This window comes from Klebsiella scottii, from assembly GCF_036561945.1.
Classification (GTDB): Bacteria; Pseudomonadota; Gammaproteobacteria; order Enterobacterales; family Enterobacteriaceae; genus Klebsiella; species Klebsiella scottii.
In genome coordinates this window covers 3,134,493-3,150,091 of sequence record NZ_JARXNI010000020.1, presented here as the reverse complement: position 1 = coordinate 3,150,091, position 15,599 = coordinate 3,134,493, and the positions used below count along the sequence as shown (strand labels likewise).

General features: G+C 57.3%; 17 protein-coding genes. 14 read left to right on the top strand and 3 right to left on the bottom strand.

The genetic code is table 11. The features are described 5' to 3' along the window. Positions 1–127 precede the first annotated feature (127 nt). Complete coding sequence (gene acpH, locus QFI97_RS22485) at positions 128–709, bottom strand: ACP phosphodiesterase (protein ID WP_095094327.1); 582 nt, start codon at positions 707–709, stop codon at positions 128–130. Between the two features lie 404 nt (positions 710–1,113). Between acpH and queA the strand changes: the two genes are divergently transcribed. From queA to QFI97_RS22445, 8 genes are all read left to right on the top strand, one after another. Beyond that, entirely contained in the window at positions 1,114–2,178 is a 1,065-nt protein-coding gene (queA, locus tag QFI97_RS22480) for a tRNA preQ1(34) S-adenosylmethionine ribosyltransferase-isomerase QueA (RefSeq protein WP_095094329.1), read from the top strand. A 195-nt stretch (positions 2,179–2,373) separates the two neighbouring features. Beyond that, entirely contained in the window at positions 2,374–3,501 is a 1,128-nt protein-coding gene (gene tgt / locus QFI97_RS22475) for a tRNA guanosine(34) transglycosylase Tgt (RefSeq protein WP_095094333.1), read from the top strand. Positions 3,502–3,523: 22 nt separating this feature from the next. Further along, positions 3,524–3,856 carry a preprotein translocase subunit YajC gene (yajC, locus tag QFI97_RS22470; protein WP_095094335.1) on the top strand — a complete coding sequence of 111 codons (333 nt, stop codon included), beginning with the start codon at positions 3,524–3,526 and terminating at the stop codon, positions 3,854–3,856. Between the two features lie 25 nt (positions 3,857–3,881). After that, entirely contained in the window at positions 3,882–5,729 is a 1,848-nt protein-coding gene (gene secD / locus QFI97_RS22465; protein ID WP_095094337.1) for a protein translocase subunit SecD, read from the top strand. Positions 5,730–5,739: 10 nt separating this feature from the next. Continuing rightward, on the top strand, positions 5,740–6,711 hold the full coding sequence (secF, locus tag QFI97_RS22460) for a protein translocase subunit SecF (protein ID WP_095094339.1): 972 nt from the start codon (positions 5,740–5,742) through the stop codon (positions 6,709–6,711). Positions 6,712–6,826: 115 nt separating this feature from the next. Beyond that, positions 6,827–8,218: a M24 family metallopeptidase gene (locus tag QFI97_RS22455; protein WP_346432015.1), complete on the top strand. Its 1,392-nt coding sequence runs from the start codon at positions 6,827–6,829 to the stop codon at positions 8,216–8,218. A 111-nt stretch (positions 8,219–8,329) separates the two neighbouring features. Next, complete coding sequence (locus QFI97_RS22450; protein ID WP_346432014.1) at positions 8,330–8,707, top strand: VOC family protein; 378 nt, start codon at positions 8,330–8,332, stop codon at positions 8,705–8,707. Between the two features lie 49 nt (positions 8,708–8,756). Next, a complete protein-coding gene (locus QFI97_RS22445; protein WP_095094345.1) occupies positions 8,757–9,452 on the top strand; it encodes a helix-turn-helix transcriptional regulator in 696 nt (231 codons plus the stop codon). Positions 9,453–9,503: 51 nt separating this feature from the next. Here the strand turns inward: QFI97_RS22445 and QFI97_RS22440 are convergent, their stop codons facing one another. Together QFI97_RS22440 and QFI97_RS22435 are read right to left on the bottom strand one after the other, a co-directional pair. Further along, entirely contained in the window at positions 9,504–10,388 is an 885-nt protein-coding gene (locus QFI97_RS22440; protein WP_095094347.1) for a nucleoside-specific channel-forming protein Tsx, read from the bottom strand. A gap of 292 nt (positions 10,389–10,680) precedes the next feature. Beyond that, positions 10,681–11,223 carry a SadB/YajI family lipoprotein gene (locus QFI97_RS22435; RefSeq protein ID WP_346432013.1) on the bottom strand — a complete coding sequence of 181 codons (543 nt, stop codon included), beginning with the start codon at positions 11,221–11,223 and terminating at the stop codon, positions 10,681–10,683. A 148-nt stretch (positions 11,224–11,371) separates the two neighbouring features. Between QFI97_RS22435 and nrdR the strand changes: the two genes are divergently transcribed. The 6 genes from nrdR (at position 11,372) to pgpA (ending at position 15,585) form a co-directional block, all read left to right on the top strand. Beyond that, positions 11,372–11,821 carry a transcriptional regulator NrdR gene (gene nrdR / locus QFI97_RS22430; RefSeq protein ID WP_004858609.1) on the top strand — a complete coding sequence of 150 codons (450 nt, stop codon included), beginning with the start codon at positions 11,372–11,374 and terminating at the stop codon, positions 11,819–11,821. Between the two features lie 3 nt (positions 11,822–11,824). Further along, positions 11,825–12,928 (top strand): bifunctional diaminohydroxyphosphoribosylaminopyrimidine deaminase/5-amino-6-(5-phosphoribosylamino)uracil reductase RibD, encoded by a 1,104-nt coding sequence (gene ribD, locus QFI97_RS22425; protein WP_346432012.1) that lies wholly within the window; start codon positions 11,825–11,827, stop codon positions 12,926–12,928. Between the two features lie 197 nt (positions 12,929–13,125). Next, positions 13,126–13,596: a 6,7-dimethyl-8-ribityllumazine synthase gene (gene ribH, locus QFI97_RS22420; protein WP_095094353.1), complete on the top strand. Its 471-nt coding sequence runs from the start codon at positions 13,126–13,128 to the stop codon at positions 13,594–13,596. A gap of 22 nt (positions 13,597–13,618) precedes the next feature. Further along, positions 13,619–14,038, top strand: coding sequence for a transcription antitermination factor NusB (gene nusB / locus QFI97_RS22415; RefSeq protein WP_041144291.1), 420 nt, complete (start codon positions 13,619–13,621; stop codon positions 14,036–14,038). A gap of 76 nt (positions 14,039–14,114) precedes the next feature. Then, on the top strand, positions 14,115–15,092 hold the full coding sequence (thiL, locus tag QFI97_RS22410) for a thiamine-phosphate kinase (RefSeq protein WP_331834139.1): 978 nt from the start codon (positions 14,115–14,117) through the stop codon (positions 15,090–15,092). Beyond that, positions 15,073–15,585: a phosphatidylglycerophosphatase A gene (gene pgpA / locus QFI97_RS22405; protein ID WP_189339831.1), complete on the top strand. Its 513-nt coding sequence runs from the start codon at positions 15,073–15,075 to the stop codon at positions 15,583–15,585. Before thiL ends, pgpA begins: the two co-directional genes overlap by 20 nt. Positions 15,586–15,599 lie beyond the last annotated feature (14 nt).

The following is a 15,599-nucleotide window of genomic DNA, read 5'->3' as shown; positions in this document are numbered from 1 at the left end:
GGGCAAGTATAGGGGCAGGGACTGACGAACTCAACGTGAGGCTGACAATCGATGAGATAGGTTTTGCCTATCAATTTATGCCGAGATGTGACCTTCAGAATAGTCTTTTTGTCAGCAAACGCAACCACTAGAGTTCGCGATTTTTAGCCTGCGCCATCATGCGCGGGTAAAAAAGCCAGAACTGCTGCTCCAGTTTGTCATAGTGGGTATCAAGGTCCTGCCACGAGTCGCGCAGGGCGTCGAGGCGCGGGCGACGGCTGGCCATTCCGTTGAGGACGCGCTGGATAAACTCCATATCCTCATAGCGCTCGAGCCAGCGCTCGGACCACATGTATGCATTGAGATTGACGAAGCGCGGCGGCGAATCCGGCAAAATGGTTGCCACCTGGGCGCGGGCATAGCGGACGAACTCGCTGAGCGGCATATCGGGGGAGATGCGGTCCCAGTGGTGCGAGAGGAAGTGATCCCACATGACGTCGAGCGTAATCGGCGCCACGCGCCGGGTCTGCGGACGAAACCACTCCCGGGCGGCCTTAACTTCCGCCAGATTATCGGTCATGACGTCGATTCGCCGATGCATAAAGATGCCGTCCACGATCTCGCTCGGATAGTCCGACTGCGGATTACCGCGGACGAAATCCGCCAGCAGGTTGCCCGGCAGCGAGCTGTCGGCAAGGTGGGCTAAGTGCAGGTGTGCGAGAAAATTCATAATACTCGTTATACTTCAAGTTGCATGTGCGTTGGCTTCCTTACTCGGCCCATCCGTGGGTCTCGCCCTTCCAGGGCCGCTGCAAGCAGCGTTCAAATCTGCTCCCGGCAGATTTGTCGTTCTTCCCGGTCACCTGGTTGACTAAGTGATCGGGATGTCCCTCACCGGAGGCCTGCCTTCGGCAGGTCAAATTCGTTCCTGACGAATTTGTCTCTCAGTTGCCGCGTTACCCGGCCTACGGCCTCGCCCCTACGGGGCCAGCGCAAGCGCTGTTCAAGGCACAAGCGCCTTGTCCTGCGACCCGAATTATTTAGAGTATTATAACTGTGCTGCGGGGTAAAGGTTGCAGGGAGAACGCCCCCGCACTAGACTACCCGCCTCTTTATTTAGTCTGAGTCACCGTCATGCGCGTTACCGATTTTTCCTTTGAACTTCCTGAATCCCTGATTGCCCACTACCCGCAGCCCGAGCGCAGTAGCTGCCGCTTGCTGTCGTTAGACGGGCCGACGGGCGCGCTGACGCACGGCACTTTCACCGATCTGCTCGATAAGCTCAATCCCGGCGATCTGCTGGTCTTTAACAATACCCGGGTGATCCCGGCGCGTCTGTTCGGGCGTAAAGCCAGCGGCGGTAAGATTGAAGTGCTGGTCGAGCGCATGCTTGATGACAAACGTATTCTGGCGCACATCCGCGCCTCAAAAGCGCCGAAGCCGGGCGCCGAGCTGCTGCTGGGCGATGATGAAAGCATCCAGGCCACGATGGTGGCGCGCCACGACGCGCTGTTTGAAGTGGAGTTTAACGACCCACGTCCGGTGCTGGATATTCTCAACAGCATCGGCCATATGCCGCTACCGCCCTATATCGACCGCCCGGATGAAGACGCCGACCGCGAGCTGTATCAGACCGTTTATAGCGCCAGGCCGGGCGCGGTAGCCGCGCCGACCGCGGGCCTGCACTTTGACGAGCCGCTGCTGGAGAAGCTGCGCGAGAAGGGCATTGAAATGGCGTTCGTGACGCTGCACGTTGGCGCGGGGACGTTCCAGCCGGTGCGCGTGGACAGCATTGAAGATCACATCATGCACGCCGAATACGCCGAAGTCCCGCAGGATGTGGTTGATGCGGTGCTGGCCGCCAAAGCGCGCGGCAGCCGCGTTATCGCCGTGGGAACGACCTCGGTACGTTCGCTGGAGAGCGCGGCCCAGGCGGCAAAAAACGATCTGATCGAACCCTTCTTCGGCGACACGAAGATTTTTATCTATCCGGGATATCAGTACAAAGCGGTAGATGCGCTGGTCACTAATTTCCATCTGCCTGAATCCACTCTGATTATGCTGGTTTCGGCGTTTGCCGGCTATCAGCACACCATGAACGCCTATAAGGCTGCGGTAGAACAAAAATATCGCTTTTTTAGCTACGGGGACGCGATGTTTATCACGTACAATCCGCGGGCTATTTTTGAGCGTCCGTAAAAAGGCTATCTCACTTGCCATTTTGACGCCGGGCAGTGCTCGCCATCCTCACGTACTGCGTGTACGCTCCGGTGGCTGCGCGCTGGCCGACCGCAAACTGGCTGCGGCGATAACGCCTCCAGGTATTTTTAGCTATGGAACCATTCCGTAGCGAGTTGTTTAACGTCAGACTGTTTTTCTGACGCAGGAGTGATAATGAAATTTGAACTGGATACCACCGACGGTCGCGCCCGCCGCGGTCGCCTGGTGTTTGAGCGCGGCGTGGTTGAAACGCCTGCATTTATGCCCGTCGGGACCTACGGTACCGTTAAAGGGATGACGCCGGAAGAAGTTGAAGCCACCGGCGCGCAGATCATTCTGGGCAACACGTTCCACCTGTGGCTGCGTCCTGGTCAGGAGATCATGAAGCTGCACGGCGACCTGCACGACTTTATGCAGTGGAAAGGGCCGATTCTCACCGATTCCGGCGGCTTTCAGGTCTTCAGCCTCGGCGATATCCGCAAGATAACCGAGCAGGGCGTGCATTTCCGCAACCCGATCAACGGCGATCCTATCTTCCTCGATCCGGAAAAATCGATGGAGATTCAGTTCGATCTCGGTTCCGATATCGTGATGATCTTCGACGAATGTACGCCGTATCCGGCGGAGTGGGATTACGCCAAACGCTCGATGGAAATGTCTCTGCGCTGGGCGCAGCGCAGCCGCGACCGCTTTGACGGCCTGGGCAACAAAAACGCGCTCTTCGGTATCATTCAGGGCAGCGTTTACGAAGATTTACGTGATATCTCCGTTAAAGGTCTGGTAGATATCGGCTTTGATGGCTACGCTGTCGGCGGTTTGGCTGTCGGCGAGCCGAAGGAAGACATGCACCGTATCCTCGAGCACGTCTGCCCGCAGATCCCGGCCGACAAGCCGCGATATCTGATGGGCGTTGGCAAGCCGGAAGATCTGGTTGAAGGGGTACGTCGCGGTATCGATATGTTCGACTGCGTTATGCCTACGCGTAACGCGCGTAACGGTCACCTTTTCGTCACCGATGGCGTCGTAAAAATCCGTAATGCGAAACATAAAAGCGATACGGCGACGCTGGATGCCGAGTGTGATTGCTATACATGTCGCAATTATTCACGCGCTTACTTGCATCATCTCGATCGTTGCAACGAAATATTGGGCGCGCGCCTCAACACCATTCATAACCTGCGTTACTATCAGCGCTTAATGGCTGGTTTACGCAAGGCTATTGAAGAGGGTAAATTAGAGAGCTTCGTGGCCGATTTTTACCAACGTCAGGGACGAACCGTTCCTCCTTTGAACGTTGATTAATTTTAATAATGAGGGAATTTCAATGAGCTTTTTCATTTCTGATGCGGCAGCAGCAACCGGTGGCGCAGCGCAGAGCAGCCCGATGTCTCTGATCCTGATGCTGGTGGTGTTTGGTCTGATTTTTTACTTCATGATCCTGCGCCCACAGCAGAAACGCACCAAAGAGCATAAAAATCTGATGAGCTCCATCGCCAAAGGTGATGAAGTGCTGACGAATGGTGGCCTGGTTGGTCGCGTCACTAAAGTTGCCGAAAGCGGATACATTGCTATCGCACTGAACGACACCACTGAAGTGGTTATCAAACGTGACTTCGTAGCCGCCGTTCTGCCGAAAGGCACCATGAAGGCGCTGTAATCCACTTTTCCCTAAGGGAACTGCCGTGTTAAACCGTTATCCTTTGTGGAAGTACATCATGCTGGTCGTCGTCATTATCGTCGGCCTGATGTATGCGCTCCCCAACCTGTATGGTGAGGATCCGGCCGTTCAAATCACTGGCGCGCGCGGTGTCGCCGCCAGTGAGCAAACGCTGATCCAGGTCCAGAAAACGTTACAAGAAGAAAAAATTACCGCTAAGTCTGTGGCACTGGAAGAGGGCGCAATTCTTGCGCGCTTCGACACCACCGATGTCCAGCTCCGCGCACGCGAAGTGCTGGTGGACGTGTTGGGTGATAAATACGTCGTGGCGCTGAACCTTGCTCCGGCAACCCCGCGCTGGTTAGCGGCTATCCATGCCGAGCCGATGAAGCTGGGTCTTGACCTGCGCGGCGGCGTCCACTTCCTGATGGAAGTGGATATGGACACTGCGCTGGGCAAGCTGCAGGAACAAAATATCGATAGCCTGCGCAGCGAGCTGCGTGATAAAGGCATTCCTTACTCCACCGTGCGTAAAGAAGACAATTTTGGTCTGAGCATCGCTTTCCGTGACGGTACCGCGCGCGATCAGGCTATCTCTTATCTTAGCCCGCGTCACCGCGACCTGGTTATCTCTACTCAGGGCAGCACCGGCCTGAAGGCGGTGATGACCGATGAGCGCCTGAAAGAAGCCCGCGAATACGCCGTGCAGCAGAACATCAACATTCTGCGTAACCGTGTAAACCAGCTGGGCGTTGCCGAGCCGCTGGTACAGCGTCAGGGCGCCGACCGTATCGTGGTTGAACTGCCGGGTATTCAGGACACCGCGCGCGCGAAAGAAATTCTTGGCGCCACCGCTACCCTGGAATTCCGTCTGGTCAACAGCAACGTTGACAGCGCCGCAGCCGCTTCCGGCCGCGTCCCTGGCGACTCGGAAGTGAAAGATACGCGTGAAGGTCGGCCGGTTGTGCTGTACAAGCGCGTGATTCTGACCGGTGACCATATCACCGACTCCACTTCCAGCATGGACGAATTCAACCAGCCGCAGGTTAACATCTCGCTGGACAGCGCGGGTGGTAACATCATGTCTAACTTCACCAAGGACAACATCGGTAAACCGATGGCGACCCTGTTTGTGGAGTACAAAGACAGCGGTAAGAAAGATGCCAACGGTCGTGCCATTCTGGCGAAAGAGGAAGAGGTGATTAACATCGCCAATATTCAGTCTCGCCTGGGTAACAGCTTCCGTATTACCGGTATCAGCAACCCGAACGAAGCGCGTCAGCTCTCTCTGCTGCTGCGTGCGGGTGCGCTGATCGCGCCGATTCAGATCGTTGAAGAACGTACTATCGGCCCGACCTTGGGTATGCAGAACATCAAGCAGGGCCTGGAAGCGTGTCTGGCCGGTCTGGTGGTGTCTATCCTGTTCATGATTTTCTTCTATAAGAAATTCGGTCTGATCGCGACCTCCGCGCTGGTGGCTAACCTGGTGCTGATCGTCGGTATCATGTCCCTGCTGCCTGGGGCGACGCTGAGTATGCCGGGGATTGCGGGTATCGTGTTAACCCTTGCGGTGGCGGTCGATGCTAACGTACTGATCAACGAACGTATTAAAGAAGAGTTGAGCAACGGGCGTTCCGTTCAGCAGGCGATTGATGAAGGTTACCGGGGCGCATTCAGCTCGATCTTCGATGCGAACATTACGACGTTGATCAAAGTTATCATCCTGTACGCGGTCGGTACCGGTGCAATTAAAGGGTTTGCTATTACCACCGGTATCGGTGTGGCAACCTCGATGTTTACCGCTATCGTCGGCACCCGTGCCATCGTGAACCTGCTGTACGGCGGCAAGCGCGTTAAAAAGCTGTCTATCTGAGGAGTGCGTTGTGGCACAGGAATATACTGTTGAACAATTGAACCACGGCCGTAAAGTCTATGACTTTATGCGCTGGGACTACTGGGCTTTCGGCATTTCCGGTTTTCTGCTGATTGCCGCCATCGTGGTGATGGGCGTGCGCGGGTTTAACTGGGGTCTGGATTTCACCGGCGGTACGGTGATTGAAATTACCCTCGAAAAACCAGCCGAACTGGACCAGATGCGCGAAGCGCTGCAGAAGGCGGGCTTTGAAGAGCCGCAGCTGCAGAACTTCGGCAGCAGCCGCGACATCATGGTGCGTATGCCGCCGGTGCATGATACCAACGTCAGCCAGGAGCTGGGCAGCAAGGTCGTTAGCGTGATTAACGAATCGACCAGCCAGGACGCGACGGTTAAACGAATCGAGTTCGTGGGGCCGAGCGTCGGGGCTGACCTTGCACAAAGCGGCGCAATGGCGCTGCTGGCAGCGCTGATCTGTATCCTGGTGTACGTCGGTTTCCGTTTCGAGTGGCGTCTTGCCGCCGGGGTGGTTATCGCGCTGGCGCACGATGTGGTCATTACGATGGGCATCCTCTCGCTGTTCCATATCGAGATTGATCTGACCATCGTCGCCTCGCTGATGTCGGTTATCGGCTACTCGCTGAACGACAGCATCGTGGTATCCGACCGTATTCGTGAAAACTTCCGTAAGATCCGCCGCGGTACGCCGTACGAGATCTTCAACGTGTCGTTGACCCAGACGCTGCATCGTACGTTGATCACTTCCGGGACCACGTTGGTGGTGATCCTGATGCTGTACCTCTTTGGTGGTCCGGTTCTCGAAGGCTTCTCGCTGACGATGCTGATCGGTGTCTCCATCGGTACGGCCTCTTCTATCTACGTTGCGTCCGCGCTGGCGCTGAAGCTGGGCATGAAGCGCGAGCATATGCTGCAGCAGAAAGTCGAGAAGGAAGGGGCGGATCAGCCGTCAATTCTGCCGTAAGGCAGTCCCGTTCTGATAACGCAATCCCGGTCGCAAGGCCGGGATTTTTTTATTACAGCTTCGCCAATTTTGGTTACTCTCCATTATCCGCATTTTATGACATGGAGTAACGCCAATGGCCGTCGTAACCCTCTCCGCAGTCCCCCAACCGACCCTCTGGCACGACGTGCCCAGCGTGACGCTCAGCGATGAAACCTTACGCCTGCGCAAAGCAAAGGTGCTGACGCAGATGCGCCAGTGCGGGTTTGATTCGCTGATTGTGTATGCCGACAAAGAGCACGGCGGCAACTTTGAATATCTCACCGGGTTTATTCCGCGTTTTGAAGAGGCGCTGCTGGTGCTGCACGGCGATGGCGAAGCGGTGCTGGTGCTGGGCAATGAAAACCTCAAGCTGGCGGCCAGCGCTCGCCTGGCGAATCGGGCGCTCCATGCGCCGTGGTTCTCGCTGCCGAATCAGCCGATGACCGGCGATAAAACGCTGCCGCAGCTGCTGCAGGAGGCCGCAGTGGGGGCCGGGAAAAGCATCGGTCTTGCGGGCTGGAAGCTGTTTACCGGCAGCGCTGACGACACGGCGCAGATGTTCGATATCCCGGCCTTTATCGTCGATGCGATTCGCCTTGCCGCCGGGCCGCAGACGACATTACGCAACGCTACGGGGATATTTATCGCCCCGGACGGCGGAGCACGAACGGTCAACTGCGCCAATGAGCTGGCGCACTACGAATATGGCGCTAACCTGGCGTCGACGGCGATCCTCACGGCGTTGAATGCCATCGAGCCGGGAAAAACGGAAAAACAGATCGGCGCGCTGCTGGCGGCGGAAGGCCAGCCCAACAACGTGGTGATGATTGCCGCCACCGGCGATCGCTTCACTTACGCTAATCTTTATCCCGGCGATAAAGTCATTCAGCTCGGGGATCAATTCTCGCTAACCACCAGCTTTAAAGGGGGGCTGAGCAGCCGTGCGGCGTACGTGGTGCGCGACGACGCCGAGCTGGCGCCGGAGGTGGCGGATTATCTGCAGGTGGTGGCGAAACCCTATTTTTGCGCGGTGGTCAGCTGGCTGGAGAATCTGCATATCGGCATGCGCGGCGGCGACATGTACGATCTTATCGAGCGGGTCCTGCCGAAGGCGGAGTACCGTTGGCATCTTAATCCGGGGCATCTGGTGGCCGATGAAGAGTGGCTCTGTTCGCCCATCGGGCCGAACTCCGACGCCTGCTTGCAGAGCGGTATGATCCTGCAAATCGACATTATTCCTTCGCGAGCGGGCTACGCCGGCGCCAGCATTGAAGACACCGTGGCGCTGGCGGACGAGTCTCTGCGCCACGAGCTGGCGCAGGCGTATCCGGATCTCTGGCAGCGTATCGTCACCCGACGCCGCTATATTCGGGAACGGCTGGGGATTGCGCTACCGGAGGCGGTGCTGCCGTTTTCGAACACCGTGGGCTATCTCCGCCCCTGGCTGCTTGATAAGCAGCGGGCCCTGGTTTGCACGGCGGGTTAACCGCCGGCGGCAAACCGCGTGGCGGCAGGGACGCCGATCGCTACTGACAGTACGCTGTCAGTAGCCCTGCCATACACTCCTCCTGAACCCAAACAATGGACAGGAGGATGTATGAACAACGTAATTAACTGGTTTGAAATTCCGGTCGCCGACATGGATCGTGCCGTGGCGTTTTACGAGCCGGTGCTGCAGGTGACGCTGCGTCGGGAAAATATGGATTGTGCCGAAATGGCCGTTTTCCCGTATCAGGAGCCGGCTCCCGGCGGCGCGCTGGCAAAGTTTGACGGGGTTAAACCTGCCGATCAGGGATGTATTATCTATCTGCATACTGACAATCTGGCCGCCACGCTCGACCGCGTGAATTCCGCTGGCGGGAGCTGCGTCTTTGGCCCGCTTGAGCTGTCGAACGATATTGGCACCATCTCGCTGTTTATTGATAGCGAAGGTAACCGGATTGGCCTGCATCAACCTAAACACCTGTCCCATTAATGCTGTTGACGCCTGCGGGACAGGCCCTAAACCATGAGATAAGCTAAAAATGAGCCGACGCGCCGACCGCCTTTTCCAAATCGTTCAGATCCTGCGGGGAAGAAGATTAACCACCGCCGGACTGCTGGCGGAGCGGCTCGGCGTATCGGAGCGCACCATCTACCGGGATATCCGCGACCTGTCGCTCTCCGGCGTGCCGGTGGAGGGCGAGGCCGGAAGCGGATATCGCCTGCTGGCAGGCTACAGCTTACCGCCTCTGATGCTGACGACCCAGGAGTCGGAAGCGCTGGTGGCCGCGATTCGGCTGCTGCAAACCTGGGGAGGCGAATCGCTATCCCAGGCGCTGGAGTCGGCTCGGGAAAAGGTGCTCGCGATTTTACCTGAAGAGAGTCGGCGTAAGGCCGAGCAATCGCGGCTGTTTGCGCCGGATTTTGGCGCCCAGGGCCACAGCAAGGCGCAGTTTGATCTGGTGCATCGGGCGGTTTCCGGCCAGCGGGTGCTGGCGCTGCACTACCGCGATGAAGCGGGAAAGGCGTCGCAGCGCGAAGTGCTGCCGCTGGGGCTCTTTTTCTGGGGCGAACGCTGGCTGCTGGTGAGCTGGTGCGAGCTCCGCGACGATTACCGCTGCTTTCGTCTCGATCGCTGCCTGGACGTGGCTGCCACCGGGCGCCTTTTCAGCGAGCGGGCCGACCGTTCATTGAGTGATTTTCTGCGTAAGGTGAGGTGCGAGGAGCGTGAGCCATAATGCGGGTCAATCGATATCCCCGGCGCAGAGGCCGGGGACCATCAGGCAGGATTAGAAGTTGTAACCCACCACGAAGTAACCACCCCAGCCGGTAGAGCGAACGTTGAAGTCGCCGTCACCGAAGTTCAGATTCGCGTCATTCGCCCACTGACCGCCGTTATGGAAGTAACGAGCCACTACCGAGTAGTGCCAGTGCGCATAGTTCAGCGCCAGGATGTGGCTGGAAGCGATGGAGTTGCTGGTGCGCGCGTGTTTGCCGTTCTGGTCGTAGAAGCTGTCATCGCCCAGATCGGAGCCCCAGTCAAAGTTGGTGAAGCCGATGTAGCTCAGCGAGCCGCCCCACAGGTCGGTCAGCGGAACAAAGTATTTCACCTTGAAGCGGTAGCCATCCCACTCGTTTTCGTTGGATGCGCCGTAGTTCTGCCACTGATATTTTGCATAGACGTTCAGGGACAGGCTCATCGGCAGACCGGTATCGATGTCGGTACCCAGACCCATATACCAGGTGCTCTGACGACCGGACGCGTTGCGGCCCATATCGTAGATGTAGTTGTTGGCGAAATACCACTCTTTGAACGGACCGAAGCTCAGGTCGGTATTGGTCAGCTTGTCGATAGAGAAACGCGGCTCAATTTCCATAAACAGTGGGGAACCGTGGTTCCAGATACCCTTGGCCGTGGTGTTACCGCCGAAGAATACCGGTGCATCCATGTAACCGTAGAAATCAAACCAGTCTTTCTTGGCAAACGCTTCGTATTCGAGATAGGTATCGTTGCGGATTTGTGGCCCAAAACGGGTGTGGTAGCTACCCACCACGTTTACACTCTGGTGCCACCAATCAGACAGGTACTGCGGTTTGTCGTTTTCTGCCGCGCCGGCAGTGAAAGATGCGGAGAGCGCCACGACGGCGCTTGCTGCCAGTAATGTTTTTTTCATATGGATGCCACTGTTTAAATTAAGCCAAAAGGCGTGAAGAAAGTTGCCGAAGCGTTTCTAAATATTTCGTATTTCTGTGGCGTCTATTATAGAAATCATTGCTCACAAAAATACGTGTTGTTTCACAGATCGAAAACATACGTAATCGATTGCGTTCACGATTCTATGCATTTCTTGACAGAATGCCACTGAAATTCATCACGGAGGTCAATTTTTACTGAACTGTTGTGAAAAGTTGTAAATGGATTTTCCGCGAGGGAAGCCGGGTGTCACAAACACCCGGCGGGGGAGTTTACTGCGCGTCTGCGGGCTGAATATCGTGGATGCGTACGAAGCCTAACTGTTCCGGAGTGATGCCGCTGAGGCGCAGCGGAATATCGACGTCGCTCGGCGCCAGGATGCTGGCTGGTGCGCTAATCAGCTGGTCGTGAACGTTGATCTCCCGGTAGCTCTCGGTAGTGCCGCTGATCTGCCCGTTGGCGACGGTTGCGCTAAACGCCGGCAGCGGATCGTTTGATTCGCCCTGGATACGCAGCGTCAGGCGGGTGCCGTCGCCGTCGGGGGCAATATCACGCAGCGACATCCGCAGGGTGCCTATCTGGCTGTTCAGCCGCGCGGGAGTTTTCGCCCCGGGCAGCAGATAAACGCCGCTGCTGGACTTCGCATTCAGGGCGTTTTGCTGGGTAATTTTCACCGTTTGCTGATTGAGCTGGGTCATCTCCTTGCTCAACGCGCTCACGCTCTGATTCATCTGGCGGACTTCGCTTTGCTGGGCGCAGGCGCTGAGCGTAAAAAGGCTACCCACAATCGCCAGCTTCAAATAACGTCTTGTCATGGTCGGGATTCCGTTAACAGAGGGATGATTAATGGTAGATCGTTTGCATAAGCGCACTATAGATCCTTTGTCTCAAAAGCTCTTTCTTTGTAGTCGGGTCACTTCGCGGTAAACTACCTGTCAGTTTAACTTGATGCCAGGACGCGCTATGCATTGCCCTTTCTGTTTCGCCGTAGATACTAAAGTGATCGACTCTCGCCTGGTGGGGGAGGGCTCTTCTGTGCGTCGTCGTCGGCAGTGCCTGGTCTGCAATGAACGCTTTACCACCTTCGAAGTGGCCGAGCTGGTGATGCCGCGAGTGGTAAAAAGCAATGACGTTCGTGAACCCTTCAACGAAGATAAGCTGCGCAGCGGGATGCTCAAAGCGTTAGAAAAGCGCCCGGTCAGCGCCGACGATGTAGAAATGGCGCTCAACCACATCAAAACGCATCTGCGCGGCACCGGTGAACGCGAAGTCCCCAGCAAAATGATCGGTAACCTGGTGATGGAACAGCTGAAGAAGCTCGATAAAGTCGCCTACATCCGCTTTGCTTCCGTCTATCGCAGTTTTGAAGACATCAAAGAATTCGGCGAAGAGATCGCCCGCTTACAGGATTAAGCCATGCATGACGAAATATACATGGCACGCGCGCTCAGGCTCGCCGCGCGCGGTCGCTTCACGACCCACCCAAACCCGAACGTCGGCTGCGTCATTGTTAAAGACGGCGAAATTGTTGGCGAAGGTTTCCACTACCGCGCCGGCGAGCCGCATGCCGAAGTGCACGCGCTGCGCATGGCCGGCGAAAGGGCCAAAGGCGCCACCGCCTACGTCACGCTGGAGCCCTGCAGCCATCACGGACGCACGCCGCCGTGCTGCGATGCGCTGATTGCCGCAGGCGTTGTGCGGGTGGTGGCCGCGATGCAGGACCCCAATCCGCAGGTGGCCGGGCGCGGTCTGTATCGCCTGCAGCAGGAGGGCATCGACGTCAGCCACGGCCTGATGATGGGCGAGGCCGAAGCGTTAAATAAAGGCTTCCTGAAGCGGATGCGCACCGGCTTCCCCTATATTCAGCTAAAAATGGGCGCCTCGCTCGACGGCCGTACGGCAATGGCCAGCGGCGAAAGTCAGTGGATCACTTCGCCGCAGGCGCGACGCGACGTACAGCGCCTGCGCGCGCAAAGCCATGCGATCCTCACCAGCAGCGCCACCGTCCTCGCGGATGACCCGGCGCTTACCGTGCGCTGGGACGAGCTCACTCCTGATATTCAGGCGCGCTATCCGCAGGAGAATCTGCGCCAGCCGCTGCGCATTGTCATCGATAGCCAAAACCGCGTTACGCCGCAGCACCGCATCGTACAGCAGGCGGGAGAAACGCTGTTTGCCCGCACCCGTCAGGACTCTCGCGAGTGGCCTGAGAACGTGCGTACTCTGCAGATCCCGGAGCATAAAGGCCATCTCGATCTGGTGGTGCTGATGATGCAGTTGGGCAAGCAGCAGGTTAACAGCATCTGGGTGGAGGCCGGTCCTGCTCTGGCCGGCGCGCTGCTGCAGGCGGGGCTGGTGGACGAGCTTATCGTCTACATTGCGCCTAAACTGTTAGGAAGCGATGCGCGCGGGCTCTGCGCGCTGCCGGGGCTTGAGAAACTGGCCGACGCGCCCCATTTCAAATTCAATGAGATACGTCATGTAGGCCCGGACGTTTGCCTGCACTTAGTGAGCGCATAATCTCCCTGCCCGACGGGGAAGCCGCGCCGATACGCCTGGTTATTCAGAATGCGACGAGACGGTAAGCGAGAAGCGAAGCCTGAAGAGCGGCCGGGTCAGCCGCAGCTAACGCCAGGGCAGTTTGCAGGATGAAGTGTATAAAATATTATGGTAGAATCCGCCCCCCTTGCGGGGCCAAATGAACCCGAAGGAAGAGTATGAACATTATTGAAGCTAACGTTGCTACCCCGGACGCTCGCGTCGCCATCACCATTGCGCGTTTCAACAACTTTATCAATGACAGCCTGCTGGAAGGTGCGATTGACGCCCTGAAGCGCATCGGTCAGGTAAAAGATGAAAATATTACCGTTGTTTGGGTTCCAGGCGCGTATGAGCTGCCGCTGGCGGCTGGCGCACTGGCAAAAACCGGTAAATATGACGCGATAATTGCGCTGGGTACGGTGATCCGTGGGGGTACTGCGCACTTTGAATATGTGGCTGGCGGAGCAAGCAATGGCCTGGCGCACGTCGCTCAGGAAAGCGAAATTCCGGTAGCCTTTGGTGTTCTGACCACCGAAAGCATTGAGCAAGCCATCGAACGCGCTGGCACCAAAGCCGGTAACAAAGGCGCAGAAGCTGCGCTGACCGCGCTGGAAATGATTAACGTATTGAGAGCCATCAAGGCCTGAATTTTTTTGTAAGGGGAATTCCGTGAAACCTGCTGCTCGTCGCCGCGCCCGTGAGTGTGCTGTCCAGGCGCTTTACTCCTGGCAGTTATCGAAAAACGACATCTCTGATGTTGAATACCAGTTCCTGGCGGAACAGGACGTTAAAGATGTCGACGTTCCGTATTTTCGCGAACTGCTGTCCGGAGTGGCGACTAACAGCGCATACCTCGACGGCCTGATGAAGCCGTACCTGTCCCGTCTGCTTGAAGAGCTGGGCCAGGTGGAAAAAGCGGTACTGCGTATCGCCCTGTTCGAGCTGTCAAAGCGTGACGACGTGCCGTACAAAGTCGCCATCAACGAAGCTATCGAGCTGGCGAAAACCTTCGGCGCCGAAGATAGCCATAAGTTTGTTAACGGCGTGCTGGACAAGGCAGCCCCGGCAATTCGTCCCAACAAAAAGTAAACTCCAGGCCGGGTCTCGCGGGATGTCATCCACGCAAGGTCCGGCCTTATTCTTTTCTTTTGCTGAGGCATAACGTATGGCATGCGGCGAATTTTCCCTGATTGCCCGTTATTTTGATCGCGTAAAAAGCATGCGTCTCGATGTGGAAACCGGCATTGGCGACGACTGCGCACTCCTGAATATTCCCGAGAAAAAAACGCTGGCAATCAGCACCGACACCCTGGTGGCGGGCAACCATTTCTTACCTGATATCGATCCTGCCGATCTGGCCTATAAAGCGCTGGCCGTCAATCTGAGCGACCTTGCGGCGATGGGCGCGGAACCGGCGTGGCTAACGCTGGCGCTGACGCTGCCGGAGGTGGACGAAGCGTGGCTGGAGTCCTTCAGCGATAGCCTGTTTATGCTGCTCAACTATTACGATATGCAGCTGATTGGCGGTGATACCACCCGCGGTCCGCTGTCGATGACGCTGGGAATCCACGGCTTTGTGCCGCCGGGACGCGCCCTGAAGCGCTCCGGGGCGAAGCCCGGCGACTGGATTTACGTTACCGGTACGCCCGGCGACAGCGCCGCCGGGCTGGCGATACTGCAGGAGCGGCTGGCGGTAGATGACGCCGCTGACGCCGACTATCTGCTGGCGCGCCATCTGCGCCCGATGCCGCGCGTGCTGCAGGGGCAGGCGCTGCGCGATCTGGCGAGCTCGGCTATCGATCTTTCCGACGGCCTGGTCTCCGATCTGGGCCATATCCTTAAAGCCAGCGGCTGCGGGGCGCGCATCGACCTTGACGCGATGCCGCTATCCGAGGCGATGCGGCGTCAGGTTGCGCCGGAGACGGCCCTGCGCTGGGCGCTTGCCGGCGGCGAAGATTATGAGCTGTGCTTTACCGTACCGGAGCTCAATCGCGGCGCGCTCGACGTGGCTATCGGCCAGCTCGGGGCGCGATTTACCTGCATCGGGCAGGTTTGCGCCGAGGCTGACGGCCTGCAGTTTCTGCAGGGGAGCAAGCCGGTGAAGCTTGATTTAAAGGGGTACGATCATTTTGGCGCGCAGTAAAGATATCGCAAAAAGTCGGCTGAACCTGCTTAACCCCTGGCATCTGCTGGCGACCGGCTTCGGCAGCGGGTTAAGCCCCATCGTCCCCGGGACTATGGGGTCGCTGGCGTCGATTCCGTTTTGGTACCTGATGACGTTTCTGCCCTGGCAGCTCTATTCGCTGGTGGTGATGATGAGCATCTGTATTGGGGTTTATATCTGCCACCGCACGGCCAAAGATATGGGCACCCACGATCACGGCAGCATCGTCTGGGATGAGTTTGTCGGAATGTGGATAACCCTGATGGCGCTGCCGACTCTCGACTGGCAGTGGGTTGCCGCCGGATTCGTCATTTTCCGCATTTTCGATATGTGGAAGCCGTGGCCGATTCGCTGGTTCGACCGTAATATTCACGGCGGAATGGGGATCATGGTCGATGATATCGTCGCCGGCGTGATTTCGGCGGGCGTGCTGTACGTCATAGGCCATCACTGGCCGATTGGCCTTATCTGACGCAGAGCCCCGGT

What these genes read in the sequence shown, in the direction of transcription:
- acpH (WP_095094327.1), bottom strand. Translation starts at nt 709, where the DNA reads ATGAATTTTCTCGCACACCTGCACTTAGCCCACCTTGCCGACAGCTCG.
- queA (WP_095094329.1), top strand. Translation starts at nt 1,114, where the DNA reads ATGCGCGTTACCGATTTTTCCTTTGAACTTCCTGAATCCCTGATTGCC.
- tgt (WP_095094333.1), top strand. Translation starts at nt 2,374, where the DNA reads ATGAAATTTGAACTGGATACCACCGACGGTCGCGCCCGCCGCGGTCGC.
- yajC (WP_095094335.1), top strand. Translation starts at nt 3,524, where the DNA reads ATGAGCTTTTTCATTTCTGATGCGGCAGCAGCAACCGGTGGCGCAGCG.
- QFI97_RS22455 (WP_346432015.1), top strand. Translation starts at nt 6,827, where the DNA reads ATGGCCGTCGTAACCCTCTCCGCAGTCCCCCAACCGACCCTCTGGCAC.
- QFI97_RS22450 (WP_346432014.1), top strand. Translation starts at nt 8,330, where the DNA reads ATGAACAACGTAATTAACTGGTTTGAAATTCCGGTCGCCGACATGGAT.
- QFI97_RS22445 (WP_095094345.1), top strand. Translation starts at nt 8,757, where the DNA reads ATGAGCCGACGCGCCGACCGCCTTTTCCAAATCGTTCAGATCCTGCGG.
- QFI97_RS22440 (WP_095094347.1), bottom strand. Translation starts at nt 10,388, where the DNA reads ATGAAAAAAACATTACTGGCAGCAAGCGCCGTCGTGGCGCTCTCCGCA.
- QFI97_RS22435 (WP_346432013.1), bottom strand. Translation starts at nt 11,223, where the DNA reads ATGACAAGACGTTATTTGAAGCTGGCGATTGTGGGTAGCCTTTTTACG.
- nrdR (WP_004858609.1), top strand. Translation starts at nt 11,372, where the DNA reads ATGCATTGCCCTTTCTGTTTCGCCGTAGATACTAAAGTGATCGACTCT.
- ribD (WP_346432012.1), top strand. Translation starts at nt 11,825, where the DNA reads ATGCATGACGAAATATACATGGCACGCGCGCTCAGGCTCGCCGCGCGC.
- ribH (WP_095094353.1), top strand. Translation starts at nt 13,126, where the DNA reads ATGAACATTATTGAAGCTAACGTTGCTACCCCGGACGCTCGCGTCGCC.
- thiL (WP_331834139.1), top strand. Translation starts at nt 14,115, where the DNA reads ATGGCATGCGGCGAATTTTCCCTGATTGCCCGTTATTTTGATCGCGTA.